Source organism: Algoriphagus yeomjeoni (assembly GCF_049821175.1).
In the GTDB taxonomy this organism is placed as follows: domain Bacteria; phylum Bacteroidota; class Bacteroidia; order Cytophagales; family Cyclobacteriaceae; genus Algoriphagus; species Algoriphagus yeomjeoni_A.
The window spans coordinates 1,842,702-1,860,702 of sequence record NZ_CP187512.1; the positions used below are offsets into that span (position 1 = coordinate 1,842,702).

Genomic DNA, 18,001 nt, shown 5'->3' on the forward strand with positions numbered 1-18,001 from the left:
ATTTCAGGCCTTTCCAACATAGGACTTATTAGCCAATTCTAGTACCGCCTAACTATCAGAATACTGCTCTTTAGTAAGGGAAAAGCTTATTTCTCGCAGAAACAGACAATATTTGCTCAATAATCATTTTAATCCAGCATCAATTAATTACCGAAATGAAAAAAACACTCTTAGCCCTTTCTATACTTTACACAGGACTATTTTCCTGCACTCCCAAAATCGGCTCCATCATTACAGTATCAGAAGTTGCACGGGTGGAAAGGACTCTCTCTGCAGATGATATGGAAGGGAGAGGCATTTATTCTCCTGGATTGGAAAAGGCTGCGAATTTCATCGCCTCTGAGTTTGAGGCAAGTGGTTTGGAATATTTTGGAGATAATACATCCTACATGCAAAGCTTCGCTATGGTACTGGCAACTCCTGCAGAAGTGAGTGGAACGCTTGACAAAGAACCATTGAGTCCTAGCAATTTGGTTGTAAATAGTACGTCTGAGACTATAGAAATCAATTCTCTGTCAGAAATACAAGTGGTCAAAGTACCAAAAGATGCCGATTTCAATCAGTTGGTATTTCCTGTCTTGAGAGGTGAAAAAAATGCATTGGTTCTGATAGATCCTTCGCATGCGGCCAACTATGCAAGATTAGGAAGAATAGCAGGTAGGGCAAAATTCCCGATTTCAAATTCCCAGGTTTTCGTGATGACAGAAACCCTAGATCCTAGCTCTGTTTCACTTAAAATCACTAATAAAATTACTGAGCAAGAGCTGAAGAATGTCGTTGGTGTCATTCCTGGCAAATCCCTAAAGGATGAATATGTTGTCTTTGGCGCTCATTACGATCACCTTGGAATAGGTAGACCTGATGCAAGCCAAGACAGCATTTACAATGGTGCAAATGACGATGCAGCCGGAACTACCGCTGTCATGATGCTGGGTAACTATTTCAATAAGATAAAGGAGAATGAGCGCACCTTGATTTTTGTAGCTTTTACTGCGGAAGAGTCTGGAGGATTTGGAAGTACTTACTTCAGCCAGCAACTAGACCCTGACAAGGTTGTCGCCATGTTCAACATTGAAATGATAGGTACTGAAAGCAAATGGGGAACAAATTCTGCTTACATCACAGGCTTTGAAAAAAGTTCTATGGGCGAGATACTTCAGAAGAATCTGGAAGGATCCAAATTCCATTTCGAACCAGATCCTTATCCTAAACAAAACTTATTTTATAGATCTGATAACAGAACTTTGGCAGCATTGGGAGTGCCAGCACATACCATCTCTACTTCCAAAATGGACGAAGCTCCTAACAATGAGCCTAATTACCACAAAGCCAGTGACGAGTTCGAGACATTGGATATGGAGAATATGACCGAGGTAATTAAAGCCATAGCGCTCAGCAGCCAAAGTATTATCAGCGGTAAAGACACACCAACTAGAGTAGAGAAATTGGATTAAAAATCGATATGAATTTACTAAACAATTATAAAAAAACCCTGTCAAAATCACTTTTGACAGGGTTTTCCCTTAATTCAATCTAGTTCTACGACTCGTTAACTTATACTACAGAAGGCACTTCAAAACCAGGTCTATATTCTCTGGTAAGCATAGCGTCTGCTTCTGAATCGTTGACAAATTTCTCTGACTTAGGGTCAAAGTCAAGAACACGTCCCAATCTATAGGCTATATTGCCTAAATGAGCCAATCCAGAAGATAAATGTGCTGTTTCTACCGGTCCATTTAGGATAGATTTATCATGCTTACGAACTGCCTCTATAAAATTGGTAAAGTGACCATCTGTCCCTCCTGCACCTCTGTCCATTCCTGAAGCTGCTGCTCCCCCATCGTCACCGGATTGCCCTGGTGTGCGGTCATTTCCTAAGAAGGTTTTGTACTTATCGTAGCCATCGACCACCAGATACCCTTTGTCACCATAGAAGATATTCCCTACAGTAGCTCCATCCTCTGCATTAGTGTACCAAGGACGAACTTCGAACTGTATGATTTTATCCTCATCAGGATAGTTATAGATAGAAGTTAAAACTTCAGGAGTTTCCTTACTGTCCTTCCAAAGGTATTTGCCTCCCATGGAAGTAATCTTGGTTGGGAAACCTACATCCAGTCCCCACATACAAAGATCAGTCTCATGGATACCTTGGTTTCCGACATCGCCATTTCCATAATCAAAATGCCAATGCCAATTGTAATGCACCAGGTCACGGGTAAAAGGAACCTTTGGAGCAGGACCGGTCCACAAGTCATAGTCCAATCCCTCCGGCACCGGAGAAGTGCCTTTGACACCAATATCACCACGCATTCTAAACACAAGGCCTCGGGCCATATAAACTCTACCTATGTATCCGTCCCGCATCAATTGAATAGCTTCCTGCACGGCAGGTGAGCTCCTCAACTGAACTCCATGCTGCACGATCCTGTCATACTTTTCAGCAGCTTCGATCATCTTACGACCTTCAGAGATATTATGCGAACCTGGCTTTTCTACATAGACATCCTTGCCTGCCTGGCAAGCCCAAATAGTAGCCAATGCATGCCAGTGATTAGGAGTGGCCAAACTCACCACATCGATGTCTTTATTATCAAATACCTTTCTCAGGTCTTGCTCAATGCCTACATCTTTGCCATATTTCTCCTTAAAAGCTTTCTGTGCCGGGGTCAGAAGGTTCATGTCCGGATCACAAAGTGTAGTGATCTCAACGTCTTTCTGAGCCATAAAGCCCTGGATATGACTTTTACCTCTACCATTGATTCCCAAGACAGCTGCATTTATTCGGTCATTGGCGCCAAACGCTGAGGAAGGGATAAATGTGGGTAGTACCATTGCTGCCGTCCCCGCAAGTGCGGATTTTTTGATGAAGGTTCTTCTAGACGATTCTTTACTCATGGTTAAATTTATTTTGGGTTGTTAGTAAATTCAATTTATTGAAAAAATAGTATTTCTATGTATAAACTTACATGTATGGATATTTTTAGATAACAATCTAATGCACTAATTAACTAATCACCAAAATATCTTTTGTTTAGCTTGTAAGCAAATCTAAAGATAGATTTTACTAGTGTCAGTTTTTACGACTGATTTAGCCTGCCTAAAAAACCATGGGTTTGCTCCAATCCTGAATCCCACATATATAAAATGAATATGATTTACGCAAAAAACATCTTATCCTTCCTATAATAGAAAACTAAAAATCGCACATGAACATGAACATCTTTAGTAGACAGGCATGCCTCCAAAGGCTTGCAGCACCTGTAATTGCCTGCTTAATTATGACAGTTATCGTAATTCCTAAAGCTTTTCCGCAGCAGCCTACTACTTATACATCCTTCAAACCAGGAGGACAGTGGCTGGCAGATGATGGGGTTCATATTGATAGTCACGGAGGTAATATCATCTACGTAGAATCAGAGGAAACGTACTATTGGTATGGAGAGCATAGGGGTATGCCCAGAGGAGCTTCCTGCTATTCTTCCAAGGATCTCTATAATTGGAAAAATGAGGGGGTGGTATTAGAAAAAGGCGAAATTGAAGTGTTCGAACGTCCGAAGGTTGTCTATGATGAGGTAAATAAGAAATATGTGATGTGGTTTCATTTTGATAATTCCGCCTACAGAACTGCAGAACTTGGCGTGGCCGTAAGTGATACTCCAACAGGCCCATTTGAGGTGCAGGAGCATTACCGTCCAAATGGGCACGAGTCCCGTGATATTGGGATGTATTTTGAGCCAGATACGAAGAAAGCATACATTGGCTATGCTGCCGACCATATCAATAAGACAATCAGAATGGTAGAATTATCGGAAGACTACCTTTCTACCACAAGCAATGATGTGGATATAGAAGCCCATTGTGAGGGTCCTGATATATTGAAGAAAAATGGCAAATTCTACCTACTTACCAGCGGATGTTCAGGCTGGACTCCCAATCCTGCAACTTATTATACCTCAGAAAATATCATGGGGCCTTACACCAAGCATGGTAACCCATTTGTAGGCGATGCCGGAAACAACTCCTTCAACTCACAGCCCTGTTTTATTTTCAAGATCCCTGGCTACAAAGATGCCTACCTCTATATGGGAGACCGTTGGAATGGTAGGGGGAAACCGGAATCTGAATACGTTTTTCTTCCGATTACGATAACAGAGGAAGGCGAAATGGAAATACATTGGTACAATGAGTGGGATCTGAGCATGTTTACTCCTGAGAAAAAGCAATAGCTATGCAGTCAGGAAAAATCCCTTTTCATTTAACAAGTCATTCAAAATCACCTATTTTGTAGGTATAGTATTAAGCAACCATTAAACAGTAGACCAATATCAACATGAAGACATTTTTGAATACATTTTTAATAGTAGTCCTCACTTATTCAACTGCTTGCTCCCAGGAGAGTCCATCGACTGGGCCAAGCCCTGATGCAAAACTGACAGTGCAAGAAGCCTTTCCTTCGCTAACTTTTACTCGACCTGTAGATTTCCAACATGCTGGTGATGATTCTGACCGGGTATTTGTGGTAGAACAACGTGGAGTAATTTCTGTTTTTCAGAATAACCCAGCGACTACCCAAAAGTCTGAGTTTCTAGCGATAGAAAGTAAAGTGGATGATTCTGGAAACGAAGAGGGTTTATTGGGTTTGGCATTCCATCCAGACTATCAAAGTAATGGGTATTTCTACGTGAATTATACTGCAGAAAATCCTAATAGAACTGTGATCTCCCGCTTTTCAGTTTCCTCTTCCGATCCAACTAAAGCAGATCCGGGAAGTGAACTAGTCTTGTTAGAATATGCTCAACCTTACTCAAACCATAATGGAGGTCAAGTCTCCTTTGGACCTGATGGCTACTTATATATCGCCGCAGGTGATGGAGGAAGTGGCGGAGACCCACAGGGAAATGGACAAAATAAAACCACATTGTTAGGGAGTATTCTTAGAATTGACGTAGATCAGCCGTCTTCAGCAGGCAATTACTCCATACCAGCAGACAATCCTTTTGCAAATAATACGGAAGGCTTTCGGGAAGAAATTTATGCTTATGGCTTACGTAATCCTTGGAGATTTAGCTTTGATTCAGCCAATGGACAGCTATGGGTAGGCGATGTAGGACAAAACAAGTATGAAGAAATTGATATAGTAGAGAATGGGGGGAATTACGGCTGGAATACCATGGAAGGTGTTCACTGCTTCAAACCTGCGGATTGTGAAATGACTGGACTAAAATTACCTGTTTGGGAGTATGATCATTCCAAAGGTGATATTTCCGTTACTGGAGGTTTTGTGTATCATGGTTCAGCCATCGAGGAGTTAGAAGGCTTGTATATCTATGCTGATTACGTTTCCGGTAGAATCTGGAGTTTGGACGTCAGTGATCCTAATAATCCAAAAAACACAGAATTACTGAATGCTGATTTTCCAATTTCCTCTTTCGGTATTGACAAAAACCAGGAACTGTATATCTGTGGTTTTGATGACAAAATCTACAAACTAGGTTACGAGTAAGAACTGATTGAATTCAGAAGATCCCCAACACCAACAGCCCAAGAAATAACCATAGCTTTAGATAGGCTTTACTTTTCAGCAAAATGAAAGTTTAAGCCTATCCTTTTGCCTGAACCAATTAAAAATGGTTTAGGAAGACAATATATTCTGGTTATTAATAATTGATATATGCACTTACGCACCAGCTGTAATCTAAAATTTGAGATTTCTGAACCTACCCCGTTCATACTCATGCTCCGACCACGAAGCGGAAGTCAGCAGTGGGTAGAAAAAGAGGAATTTAAAATTACGCCAAGTATCCCTGTTTTTGAATTCACAGATGGGTACGGTAATCTTTGTCAGCGATTGATTGCTCCTCCAGGAATGTTCTCGATTGATACATCAGCCGAGGTAGTGACTTCTGATTTTATAGACCAAGGATTTGATGCTCCCTTTGTTGAAATCCAGAATTTACCTGACAATGTATTAAGCTATCTATTGCCCAGTAGATATTGCGAGTCAGATTTTTTTAATGAAATGAGCATGGAAATCACACAAGGGCAATACCTAGGTTACAATCAGGTGGCCGCAATTACAAACTGGCTTAGAAACAACGTAAGCTATGTACCAGGCAGCAACAATCAGCCCTTATCTGCCATTCAGGTAAATACCAGAAAGTTTGGAGTATGCACTGATTTGGCACATTTGGGTATTGCTATGTGTAGAAGCTTGAGCATTCCAGCTCGTATCGTAGTTGGATACTTACACGAGTTGAAGCCTATGGATATGCATGCCTGGTTTGAAGCTTACATTGGAAATCGCTGGTACACCTTTGATGCTACTCAGGAAGGTAACAGAGGAGGGTATGTTGTTCTAGGCTTCGGTAGAGATGCTGCCGATGTCGCCATTTTCAATCAATTTGGCACTCCTGTTTATCCCATTGAGCAGCGTGTGAGGGTTGAGTTGATTGAATCTAGTTTTTAATTTTCGACCGCTTGGAGCTGAGATAGAAAATCTCAAATCTCAAATCTCAAATTTCAAATCTTCACCCCTCAATCTCCTCCACCAACTCCGCATACCAAGCTTCTCCATACTTACGTATAAGCGCGTCTTTGAGGAATTTATAGATTGGCACTTTCAGGCTAGCTCCCAACTGACAGGCAGGATCGCAGATATGCCAGCGATCATAATTCAGCGCATCAAACTGATCGTATTTGGTAATACGAATCGGATACATGTGGCAGCTGATCGGTTTTTTCCAAGTGATCTTGCCATCTAGGTAGGCTTGCTCAATGCCACATTTTAGAATTCCACGATCATCAGTTAAGGCATATGCACATTCCCTATTATCCCCAATGGTTGGAGTTCCTTTGTCCCCATCCTTATCAAATACCCAAGTCCCTTGCTTTTCTATAGCCTGACGGCCTTCCTCGGTGATGTAATCTTTGACAATTGGGTAGATATCTTCGATGATTTTGGTCTCCTCATCTTCCAAAGGAGCACCCGCATCACCTTCCACACAGCAAGCACCCTTGCAAGCCTCAAGGTCGCAGACGAAAAAATTCTCCTTTATATCATCCGAAAGCACGGTATCCCCTACTATTATCATGGTCTTATTCGTTAGCCCGCAAAGGTAAGCAATCGAACGCTAGGCTTTCGGCTTCACCAAGTCTTTTCTTCGCACATAAACCCCTTTCTGCAACTTGGCAATAATATTTCCATTCCCATCTTTTACTTCACACGGAAATTCAAACACGCCTTTCCCATCTCGATCTACAGCTTCTTTTATATCAGAAATCTGCTCTGGGGAAAGCTTGAATTCTGCATATACCGTCCCCTTTCCAGGCTTCACAAATTCTATACTTGCTGTTTTGTCCCAGACGATGTACTCATCACTGAGCTGGGTGATGATGATAAACATAAAAAATGGATCACACATGGAATAAAGAGATCCTCCAAAAGCTGTACCCATCAGATTTCGGTTGTACCAAGTAATTTTGAGCTTGGTCTTGAAACTTGAAAAATCATCTGCATAATCGACCACTTTTATCCCTGAAAACAAATACGGAGGATACCAATTGATCAATCGAATCAATCTTCTGAACTTTCTTTGGTTACTCTTATTCATTTGGAAAGGATTTTTTAAAATAAATTACATCTCAAGATCCTGAGAAAATTTAGATCTCAAATTTATGACTGGAATAACGTGGTATTTAGACGATAAATCTTGTTTATCATTTACAAATAACCCAAAGTAATATCACCCCAAGTTAAGTTGCAGATAACTAACCTCCTGCCTCCAACTTCCCAACCTCCTACCTCAAACTTCCCAACTTCCTACCTCCAACTTCCCAACCTCCTGCCTCCAACTTCCTAACCTCCTACAAATTTTCCAAAACCGATAGCCAGAAAATGCCGTACTTTGGAACGTGCAAGTCGTCTTGTCGTCCCGATAGCTATCGGGAAGGAAAGTCCGGGCAACATAGAGCGCCATACTTCCTAACGGGAAGGGGGCTGACTGGTGACGGTCAGTTTACAGCTAGTGCAACAGAGAATATACCGCCCTGAGTACCGATAGCTATCGGCACGAAGGGTAAGGGTGAAAAGGTGGGGTAAGAGCCCACCGCTCTGGCAGTGATGTCAGGGGCACGGCAAACCTTATGGGTTGAAAGATCAAATAGGTTCCGCGTCGGATTCAGTTCCGAGAAAAGTTGCTCGCTTTTATGCGGAATGGGTAGATCGATGGACCCCGATTGCGAAGTCGGGGCTAGATAAATGGCAAGAAACTGACTCTAGAAATAGAGGAGGAAACAGAACCCGGCTTATAGACTTGCACTTTTTTATTTTATATTGAAACTATGTCGAAAATACTGATCATTGATGACGAGAAAGTCATCCGCGCCACACTCCGCGAAATTCTAGAGTACGAAAAATACACAGTGACCGAAGCCCAAGATGGTGAAGAGGGATTGGCAAAATTGCAGGAAGACGATTACGATCTAGTTCTCTGTGATGTGAAAATGCCAAAAATGGACGGCATAGAAGTACTGGAAAAAGCCAAAGGGCTTGATAAATCACCTCAGTTCATCATGATCTCAGCACATGGGAGCATAGAAACTGCCGTAGAAGCAACCAAGAAGGGTGCTTTCGACTTTATCCCAAAACCACCAGATCTAAACCGTCTTTTACTCACCGTTAGAAATGCTTTGGACAAAAAGAATTTAGTCACGGAGACCAAGGTGCTGAAGAAGAAGCTATCCAAGAAACTGGATATGGTGGGAGAATCTGCCGCTATTCATAAGGTCAAAGACACGATTGAAAAAGTCGCTCCTACAGACGCTAGAGTGCTTATCACAGGTCCAAACGGCACCGGTAAGGAACTTGTCGCTCATTGGGTACATGCGAAAAGCAATAGATCTTCTCAACCTTTTGTGGCAGTAAACTGCGCAGCTATTCCTTCAGAACTAATTGAAAGCGAGCTTTTTGGACATGAGAAAGGGGCTTTTACTTCAGCCCATAAGCAGCGTCAGGGGAAGTTTGAACAGGCTCAGGGCGGCACCTTGTTTTTGGATGAAATCGGAGATATGTCTCTTTCAGCCCAATCAAAAGTTCTACGTGCACTTCAAGAGAACTTGATCAATCGCGTAGGTTCAGACAAAGACATCAAAGTGGATGTACGTGTACTGGCAGCTACGAATAAGGATTTGAAGAAAGAGATTGAGGAGAATAAATTTAGAGAGGATTTATATCACAGGTTAAGTGTGATTCTTATTCAGGTTCCGGCGCTAAAAGATAGAAAAGACGATATCCCTTTACTTGTAAATAAGTTTTTGGATGATATATCTCAGGAAAACGGGGATGCACCAAAAAGTATCAGTAAAGCCGCTTTGGCAAAACTGCAGGAATATCCTTGGACTGGCAATATCCGTGAGCTGCGAAATGTAGTAGAGAGACTGGTGATACTAGGCGAACCTGAAATTAGCCTAGAAGACATAAAAAAATACGCTGACTATTAGATCAGCGTGTTTTTTTAGCTATTGGCGTCCTGAGTAGTCGTCGCCTTGGCGTAAGCTGGGCAAGGCTTACTGGAAGCACAAGCTCCCAATGCTAATATCCCAATCAATAATGCTGCAGTGGCTAATTTTTTCATCTGTCTGTTTTTGTTTGTCAAAGGTCAAATATGTTCAATTATTAGTTAGATAGCAATTACTGCACCAATAGATTACAACCCCTAATTTCACTGTTGTCAAATCTCCCCAGTACTTCCAGCATTCCGTTCTCATCAAATCTCCCCAAATCCTGAGTTTCAAGAAATGCACAGGAATGAAAATTCGCCAGATCAATCACGTTGATTCCTCCTTGGGATCGCTGCGAAAGTGAAAGTGGATCGTTTACATCCCTAAGCATAACGCGCATGGAATCAGGAAGCGTATATTTGCCCTGACCTTTTGAATAAGCCTGAGACATCAGTTCAGTCATTCCGTACTCTGAATGAATACTTTCCACCCCGAAAAAAGGTTTCAAAATATCATGCACCTCTTCCCGAATCATCTCTTTTCTCCTACCCTTCATCCCTCCGGTTTCCATCACTAGTAGGTTGGAGGGTGAATTGAATTTCTTTCCAGATTCAGCCAAATCCAACAAGGCAAAAGTAACTCCTAAAAGCAGCACCTTTTTAGGATCCCCTGCCAGCAATTCCATTTTGTCGAGCAACTCATCCTGATTATAGAGGTAAAAACCTGAATGAGCAGAATTGCTTTCCTTAATAAAATGATCAGCCATACTCACTAGGCTACTCCCCTTCCTTTCCAGATAAGCAGGCAAAAGTGCCAGAATATGAAAATCTTTCAATGATCCAAATTCATTTTCAAAAATGCGCTGTGCATGATCCAGATACCATTTCTCAGACCAAATGTAATGCTTGCTGGTAATCATCCCGGTAGTACCGCTGCTGGAGAAAAACTCCGAAAAATCGCTTTTCTCTCCCGATATTACTGGATGATCCTTGAAAAAACGGATGGGTAAAAAAGGAATTTGATCCATGGATTTCACCTTTTCCGTACTTAGATTACGAGCGGCTAGATATTTCCTGTAAATTGGATTAGCCTGAGACTGGAAATGAAAAAGTTCCAGGGCAAGATTTTCGAATTCATCCGAACTCAAATTACTTACCCTGTTTGAAAAACTTTTAAAGTCCTGCATCGTTTTATATTTTGCATCAATCAACCAAAGTATTGGTTTAATTTGCCGGTAAATTTACTTTCGCCCTATGCGTTTAAAAAGCTATTTAGGAATATTCTTTTTGTTATTACTCGCGAATGCCTGTATTAACCCGCCGGATAATTTCCCTTCGGTACCCAAAATCACCTTTGAGTCACTTGAATACGTTCCTACCAATGGGGCTGACTCCCTAATCATTGGGATTGATTTTCAGGACGCAGAGGGAGATTTAGGCTTATCATCCACTGATGATGATCCGCCATTCCAAGATGTGGACTTCCAAAGAGATACAAACGGAGACCTGATCACTTACGGCACTAGACCTGCAGAAGCTCCTACCTACAACCCTATCGATTGGTTAATAGATCCAATCGTAAACAACCAAGTTGTCAAAGACACCATTTGGGTAAAGCAGAACCCTAACCAGTTTAATATTTTTGTAAAATTCTATATCAAAAGAAATGGACAATTCACAGAATTTAGGTGGCAGGACCCTCCGTACTTTACTACCTTCAATGGGCGTTTCCCAAGAATTCTTACTTCTGATGTGGGGCAAGCAGTAGAAGGAAATATTAGCTATGGAATGCTATCCTCCGGCTGGGAACCTATCTTCAGAAGGGATACTATACAAATAGCTGTTGAAATCCAGGATAGAGCGCTCAACAGGAGCAATGAAGTTTTAAGCCCTGAAGTAACACTACTACAAATCACAAGACAATAAAAAAAGCCCTTTCGAAGGGCTTTTTTTATGGAATATTATCAGTTATTTAGATTGCAGGGTACTTCTTCGGATTTACTTCACTCATCATAGCATACACCTTCTCAACCACGTCCTCTACGCTAGGCTTAGAGAAATAATCTCCATCCGATGAATAAGCTGGTCTATGAGATTTTGCAGTGAGCGTCTGAGGTTCGGAGTCCAGAAATTTAAATACTTCCTGACCTTCCATTACTTGCTGTAGCATAAATGCAGAGCCAGCTCCTGGAACATCCTCATCGGCAAATATCACACGGTTGGTTTTCTTTATTGATTCACCAATGATTCCGTGCACATCAAATGGCAATAAGGTCTGCACATCAAGCACTTCTATTTCTATGCCCATTTCCGCCAAGTCATCAGCAGCTTCCATCACTATTCTACACATAGAACCATAAGTGACGATGGTAACTTCAGTTCCCTCTCTCAGTATTTCTGGCTTGCCTAAGGCAACAGTGTATTCGCCCAAATTATCAGGCATTTTCTCTTTAAGCCTGTAACCGTTAAGACATTCAATAACAATGGCAGGTTCATCAGACTTAAGGAGTGCATTATACATTCCAGCAGCCTGAGTCATATCTCTAGGAACACAAACTACCATTCCTCTCAAGGAGGACAATATCATACCCATAGGAGAACCAGAATGCCAAACACCTTCTAATCTATGTCCTCGGGTACGCACGATCATAGGTACCTTCTGCCCTCCCTTGGTACGGTAGTTTAGACAGGCAACATCATCTGCAAGCATTTGAAGTCCATAGAGCAGGTAATCCAAGTATTGGATTTCGGCCAAGGGTCTTAAACCACGTAAAGCAGTTCCAATTCCCTGACCAATTATGGTACATTCCCTTATTCCTGTATCAGCTACGCGCAGCTCTCCATGCTTTGCTTGTAAGCCAGCGAAGGCTTGGTTTACATCTCCGATTTTACCCACATCCTCACCGAAGGTAAAGAAACGAGGGTCTTTTTCAAGTGTTAGGTCAAAGTAAGATTGTAGAATTTCTCTGCCATCTACTAAAGGAGACTTATCGTTAAACTTGGCCGGCACTTCCTCCACATTCAAAACACTCCATTTTGACTGGCTATAAAGATGTGAATTGTATCTATCGAAATTTAAATCAGTCTGTTTTGAGAACCAGTTTTTCAGATCTGCCTTAACTGCAGGGCTATCCAATCTCAGGGTTAACAGTGCCTTTCGGGCTGCCATTACCACATCCTTTCTAATGGGGTTTATTGTTTTGGAAAGCTCCTCTGCTAGTTGATTGAGAATTACTTTTCTTGTGCTATGCTGAGCTGTTTCCCTAAGAAGAGTCACTACTTCATTTAATTCATTTTTGATTTCACTGGAAAAATTAGACCAGGCAGCCTCTTTTTCTTGCTTAACCTGAGCTTTGGCGTTAGCCTCAATTTTATCTAAGGCATCAGCATTGGCAATTCGATTACTCAGGATATATTCTCTGAATTTGGAGATACAATCCCAATCCTTTTCCCATTGAAGTCTCTTCTTGTCTTTGTATCGCTCATGTGACCCAGAGGTAGAATGGCCTTGAGGTTGAGTCATTTCCTGCACATGAATCAGTACAGGAACATGGGAGGTTCTTGCCAACTCACCTGCTTCCACATAAGCATTCAGCAAGGCCTCGTAATCCCAGCCATTCACTTTAATAATCTCAATTCCTTTCTGGGAATTTGTTCTTCCAAAACCTTCCAAAACCTCAGAAATACTGCCTTTAGTAGTATGAAACTCATTTGGAACAGAGATTCCATAGCCATCATCCCAAATGGAAATAACCATTGGAACCTGCATCACGCCTGCAGCATTGATAGACTCGAAAAACATACCTTCAGAAGTAGAGGCATTTCCTATGGTGCCCCAGGCAACTTCATTTCCGTTAACCGAAAACTTAGTCATTTCTTTCAGGCCTTTGTTTTCTCTATAGAGTTTGGAAGCGTAAGCCAAGCCAAGAAGCTTAGGCATTTGAGCAGCTGTGGGTGAAATATCTGCTGCAGAATTATACATTTTGGTCAGGTCCTTCCAAGTTCCATCATCATTAATAGATCTTGTGGCGAAGTGACCATTCATCAATCTCCCAGCACTGGCAGGTTCTTCCTCCACATTGGTGTGGGCGTATAACTGAGAAAAATATTGTTGAACTGTCAATTCACCTATGGCCAGCATAAAAGTCTGGTCTCGGTAGTAGCCTGAGCGAAAATCTCCAATTTGGAAGGCTCTGGCCATAGCTATTTGTGCTAGTTCCTTACCATCTCCAAAAATTCCGAACTTCGCTTTTCCCATAAAAACCTCTTTCCTACCCATCAATGAAGCATGCCTACTAACCATGGCAATTCTAAAGTCTTCAAGTATGGCTTCTTTGGAAAGATTCGGAGAATTCAGGTTTTTTGGAACTGATTGAACTTCTGACATAGAGGTTAATTTACTAAAGTTATTTGGGTTTTACTTAGCGGATTTTTTGAATCCTTCAAAAATAGCCAAATCCGCCTTCTATGCAAATTTCAACAATATAATTTTTCAATCAAAAATTTTGAGTAGAGTCAGTAATAAGAATTAAAACAGAATTTAATTTTGAAAAACAAATAATCACCATTAATAGTAGCAGGGAAATCAAAAACCCCGTAGGCTATAAACCAAGCATTTAGCCAAATATGCAGTTCAAAATTTTAAATGCTTAATTTCCCTTTTTTGAAATTTATTGAATGTTTTTATTAATAATCGGAATATAATTTCGAAATCCATTTATTTTCGAAAGCATACCAAATACTATTCTTTGTTGTGCAAATTGGTAGCTTTTGACTTACTATATTTGTTGTCAAGTTTATTTAAATCCAAAATTTGAAGTCATGATTATAGGTGTTCCTAAGGAAATCAAAAACAACGAAAACCGGGTAGCTCTTACTCCTGCCGGTGCAAAAGAATTGGTAAAAAGAGGTCATTCTGTTTACGTTCAGCACACCGCTGGTGAAGGCAGTGGCTTCCTAGATGAAATGTATGTAGAAGCTGGAGCTACTATTCTTCCTACTATTGAGGCGACCTACGAGATCGCTGAGATGATTATGAAGGTAAAAGAGCCTATAGAAGCGGAATACAAACTGATCAAAGAAGATCAATTGCTGTTCACCTATTTTCACTTTGCTTCCTATGAGCCTTTGACTAAGGCGATGGTAGCTAGCAAATCAGTTTGCCTTGCATATGAAACAGTAGAGAAGCCTGATAGAAGTCTTCCTCTTTTGGTTCCTATGTCTGAAGTAGCCGGTAGAATGGCTGTACAAAAAGGTGCGAATTACCTTGAAAAACCACTTGGAGGAAGAGGAATTCTTCTTGGTGGAGTACCGGGTGTACTTCCTGCTAAAGTATTGATTCTTGGCGGTGGGATTGTAGGTACACAAGCTGCCTGGATGGCGGCTGGACTAGGTGCAGACGTGACGATTATGGATCTCAACTTGCAGCGTTTGCGCTATTTGGCAGATGTTATGCCTGCCAACGTAAACACCATGATGTCCAATGAATTCAACATCAGAAAATTGATTCAGAATCATGATTTGATTATTGGCGCTGTATTGATTCCAGGTGCAAAAGCTCCTCACTTGATCACTCGTGATATGTTGAAGGACATGCTTCCAGGAACTGTGCTAGTGGATGTGGCAGTAGATCAGGGTGGATGTATAGAAACTTGTAAGCCTACAACGCATCAGGACCCAACTTTCGTGATCGACGATGTGGTTCATTATTGCGTAGCAAACATGCCAGGTGCAGTGCCTTACACTTCTACCTTGGCTTTGACCAATGCGACTCTTCCTTACGCCATGCAATTGGCTGATAAGGGCTGGAAAAAAGCAGCTCAGGATAATCCTGATCTAGTTCCAGGCTTGAATATTATCAATGGTGATATTGTGTATCAGGCAGTAGCTGAGGCATTTGATATGGATTATACTCCGGTGATAAAGTATTTGGCTGACTAATAGTGGCTGAGTTCAAATTATATGAATCCCTCCGGTGAAAGCTGGAGGGATTTTTTTTTGGAACAAGGTTTTACTACAAAGTTCACAGAGGATAACGCGGAGGCCGCAGTTTTACCACAATGGCTACAGAAGATAACGCAGAGACCGCAGCTTAGAGTTGACATTAACCTTGTCCAATGAAAATTGCCGATATAACTAATGTCCCGTTAGATCGAATAAATACCGATCGTGCCGTTGGCACTCTGGGATAATGTTTCTGATTAATTAACCCAGCATTGCATGCTGGGCTGTTATAGGTCTTGCCGTTGGCAAGAGGATAAAGCTTAAGTACCCTTTCGACATCAAATGATCCAGTTTCTGGAAAAGCAGGATAGCGAGATTTAACATATGAGTTGTATATCCAGCTTCTGGAGAAGATGAGTTTTTACCACAAAGTTCACAGAGGACAACACAGAGCGCACAGTTTAAAGGTGATTCCAATCCTTAATTATTGAAAATCTCCGATAGAATTCCTGTCTTGTTGGGGATTAATTATGGATAATTATTTTGCCTAAGTATGATGGAATAAATATTGATCGTGCCTTTGGCACTCTATATAATATAATCACTTCTTTAATTAACCCAGCATTGCATGCTGGGCTGTTATAGGTCTTGCCGTTGGCAAGAGGATAAAGCTTAAGTACCCTTTCGACATCAAATGATCCAGCTTCTGGAGAAGCAGGATAGCAGGCAAAGTTTTTACCACAAAGAGAGTCAAAGAGGACAACACAGAGCGCACAGTTTAAAGGTGATGCCAATCCTTGGTTATTGAAAATCTCCTATAGAATTCCTGTCTAGTTGGGGATTAATTATGGGTAATTCTTTTGCCTAAGTATGATGGAATAAATATTGATCGTGCCGTTGGCACTCTATAATATAATCACTTCTTTAATTAACCCAGAATTGCATTCTGGGCTGTTATAGTTCTTGCCGTTGGCAAGAGGATAAAGCTTAAGTACCCTTTCGACATCAAATGATCCAGCTTCTGGAGAAGCAGGATAGCGACAGCTTCAGGAAAAGCAGGATAACGCGATGACTAAAGAAGTATTTAGCGTACAGATCCTAAAGGAATACGAACGTTAAAACCTGTTGGACCTAAACTGATCTGATTGACAATCTGCGGCAGTTCCTTGGCATGGTTATGATGAAAGGTGTACATCACTGCATCGAATGTGAGTAGGAATGCTCCTTGGAGTATGATGGACTTTCCAAATCCTATAAACTTGTCCTTGTTTAGTCTTAATCCCCTTTCTTTTAAATACATCCCCCCTGCTATATAGGCAATATCGAGAGCAGCATTGAAAAGCAATATTTTCTCCATATTCTGCTGAGCATCCATAGTTGCCCAAAAGTCAGTTCCGGGAGTATCCTTAGTTGCCTGCCAGTACCCAAATCCTGCGATAACTAAATTCACCGAGTTCCAATAAAGATTCATTTGGTGAAAAGCCTTTGTCTGTCCTGTCGTCTGTCCGGCAGCTATCCCTCCCCAAATCATATTTCCTACTGCCCATCCTCCAAGAATCATCATTCCCTTTTCATTATAGGAAATTCTTGTTTGGTTGAAATCCTGAAGCTCCGCAATACTTTGTGCAAAAGTATCCAAGGGTAGAAAGACCGCAGTAAGAAGAACTATAAAAAGTAGTAGAGAATAGGATGATGATTTATTGAGCATAGGTGTGGGTTTTAGATGGGAGATTGTAGCGGTTGTTAGTTGTTGGTTGTTAGTTGTTAGTTGTTGGTTGTTGGTTGTGGGTTGTTGGGTGTTGGTTGTTGGTTGTTGGTTGTGGGTTGTTGGGTGTTGGTTGTTTCCGCTACGCCTCGGCGCACAGGCACGGCGGACAGGGTTTGTAGGTTAAGTGTAGCTGTTTAGAACCTTGAGATGATATTAATGAATAATGTAGAAAATAAAATTTTGAATAATGAAGTTGGGGGCATTTAGTAGTTGGCAGCTGCCTTGTAATAGGTCGGGAGCTTAACCTTCCAGTCTATCCTACGTAAATTCAGTAAAGCAAAATTATCAAAATCATGAAACTTATTTTTCCTACCGAACCGATTATCAGCGCAGACATTCCTCATGATTATCCCATCCCTCCCATAGGCGAGGAGTTTTATATACGATTTGAAACTTACGTAAGCGATCCTGAAGAATGGAAAAAAGTAAAAGAACTTTTGGATGGAAATGGATTAACTGTAGAGAAGGTGGAAAATGGAAAAATATATCTCTACGAGGGTCAAAAAGTAAATCTACAGGGAACCATAGAAAGTGATGAGTATATGCCTTCCATAGTTCAGTATTGGGAAAAGCATCCAGAGACTAGACCTGATTTTCCTAAGAGTAGTACGTAAGGTTGTTGGTTGTTAGTTGTTAGTTGTTGGTTGGTTGTCAGATGGTGGATTGAAGGAAGGTTGGAGTCTGCAAGGGGACTGCAGTAATGTGGGGTCAAGCCGGGGAACTTGAACCAGATGGAACGGCATTTTTCCTCTTTCTTTTTGAAGGCAAAAAGAAACAAAAACCTTTGTCA

Annotated in this window: 14 protein-coding genes and 1 other RNA gene; 9 read left to right on the forward strand and 6 right to left on the reverse strand. The window is 41.3% G+C overall.

The window, feature by feature from the left end:
* Positions 1–155 precede the first annotated feature (155 nt).
* Complete coding sequence (locus ACPUEN_RS07290) at positions 156–1,454, forward strand: M28 family peptidase (protein ID WP_425639437.1); 1,299 nt, start codon at positions 156–158, stop codon at positions 1,452–1,454.
* Positions 1,455–1,554: 100 nt separating this feature from the next.
* Here the strand turns inward: ACPUEN_RS07290 and ACPUEN_RS07295 are convergent, their stop codons facing one another.
* On the reverse strand, positions 1,555–2,898 hold the full coding sequence (locus ACPUEN_RS07295; protein ID WP_425639438.1) for a Gfo/Idh/MocA family protein: 1,344 nt from the start codon (positions 2,896–2,898) through the stop codon (positions 1,555–1,557).
* 383 nt (positions 2,899–3,281) lie between these two features.
* On the opposite strand from ACPUEN_RS07295, the gene ACPUEN_RS07300 reads away from it, so the two are divergent.
* From ACPUEN_RS07300 to ACPUEN_RS07310, 3 genes are all read left to right on the forward strand, one after another.
* Positions 3,282–4,229: a glycoside hydrolase family 43 protein gene (locus ACPUEN_RS07300; protein WP_425639439.1), complete on the forward strand. Its 948-nt coding sequence runs from the start codon at positions 3,282–3,284 to the stop codon at positions 4,227–4,229.
* A 104-nt stretch (positions 4,230–4,333) separates the two neighbouring features.
* Positions 4,334–5,506, forward strand: coding sequence for a PQQ-dependent sugar dehydrogenase (locus tag ACPUEN_RS07305; RefSeq protein ID WP_425639440.1), 1,173 nt, complete (start codon positions 4,334–4,336; stop codon positions 5,504–5,506).
* Between the two features lie 231 nt (positions 5,507–5,737).
* Positions 5,738–6,469 carry a transglutaminase domain-containing protein gene (locus ACPUEN_RS07310; protein WP_425639441.1) on the forward strand — a complete coding sequence of 244 codons (732 nt, stop codon included), beginning with the start codon at positions 5,738–5,740 and terminating at the stop codon, positions 6,467–6,469.
* 61 nt (positions 6,470–6,530) lie between these two features.
* Here ACPUEN_RS07310 and ACPUEN_RS07315 read toward each other — a convergent pair whose 3' ends face one another.
* Entirely contained in the window at positions 6,531–7,094 is a 564-nt protein-coding gene (locus ACPUEN_RS07315) for a DUF3109 family protein (RefSeq protein ID WP_111613022.1), read from the reverse strand.
* 39 nt (positions 7,095–7,133) lie between these two features.
* Entirely contained in the window at positions 7,134–7,613 is a 480-nt protein-coding gene (locus ACPUEN_RS07320; RefSeq protein WP_425639442.1) for a PaaI family thioesterase, read from the reverse strand.
* 300 nt (positions 7,614–7,913) lie between these two features.
* Between ACPUEN_RS07320 and rnpB the strand changes: the two genes are divergently transcribed.
* An RNA gene (rnpB, locus tag ACPUEN_RS07325) (RNase P RNA component class A) lies at positions 7,914–8,326 on the forward strand.
* A 17-nt stretch (positions 8,327–8,343) separates the two neighbouring features.
* Positions 8,344–9,501, forward strand: a complete 1,158-nt coding sequence (locus ACPUEN_RS07330; RefSeq protein WP_425639443.1) for a sigma-54-dependent transcriptional regulator — start codon at positions 8,344–8,346, stop codon at positions 9,499–9,501.
* A 190-nt stretch (positions 9,502–9,691) separates the two neighbouring features.
* On the opposite strand, the gene ACPUEN_RS07335 is transcribed toward ACPUEN_RS07330, so the two are convergent.
* On the reverse strand, positions 9,692–10,687 hold the full coding sequence (locus ACPUEN_RS07335; RefSeq protein ID WP_425639444.1) for an acyl transferase: 996 nt from the start codon (positions 10,685–10,687) through the stop codon (positions 9,692–9,694).
* A gap of 67 nt (positions 10,688–10,754) precedes the next feature.
* Here ACPUEN_RS07335 and ACPUEN_RS07340 point away from each other — a divergent pair, with 67 nt between their 5' ends.
* On the forward strand, positions 10,755–11,426 hold the full coding sequence (locus ACPUEN_RS07340; protein WP_425639445.1) for a hypothetical protein: 672 nt from the start codon (positions 10,755–10,757) through the stop codon (positions 11,424–11,426).
* Positions 11,427–11,472: 46 nt separating this feature from the next.
* Here the strand turns inward: ACPUEN_RS07340 and ACPUEN_RS07345 are convergent, their stop codons facing one another.
* The gene (locus ACPUEN_RS07345) at positions 11,473–13,887 is read right to left on the reverse strand and encodes an alpha-ketoacid dehydrogenase subunit alpha/beta (RefSeq protein WP_425639446.1); all 2,415 of its coding nucleotides are present in this window, start codon (positions 13,885–13,887) and stop codon (positions 11,473–11,475) included.
* Between the two features lie 434 nt (positions 13,888–14,321).
* Between ACPUEN_RS07345 and ald the strand changes: the two genes are divergently transcribed.
* Entirely contained in the window at positions 14,322–15,440 is a 1,119-nt protein-coding gene (gene ald / locus ACPUEN_RS07350) for an alanine dehydrogenase (protein WP_111613015.1), read from the forward strand.
* Between the two features lie 1,087 nt (positions 15,441–16,527).
* Here the strand turns inward: ald and ACPUEN_RS07355 are convergent.
* A complete protein-coding gene (locus tag ACPUEN_RS07355; protein ID WP_425639447.1) occupies positions 16,528–17,151 on the reverse strand; it encodes a DUF6992 family protein in 624 nt (207 codons plus the stop codon).
* A 353-nt stretch (positions 17,152–17,504) separates the two neighbouring features.
* On the opposite strand from ACPUEN_RS07355, the gene ACPUEN_RS07360 reads away from it, so the two are divergent.
* Entirely contained in the window at positions 17,505–17,825 is a 321-nt protein-coding gene (locus tag ACPUEN_RS07360; RefSeq protein ID WP_425639448.1) for a hypothetical protein, read from the forward strand.
* Positions 17,826–18,001: the final 176 nt, after the last annotated feature.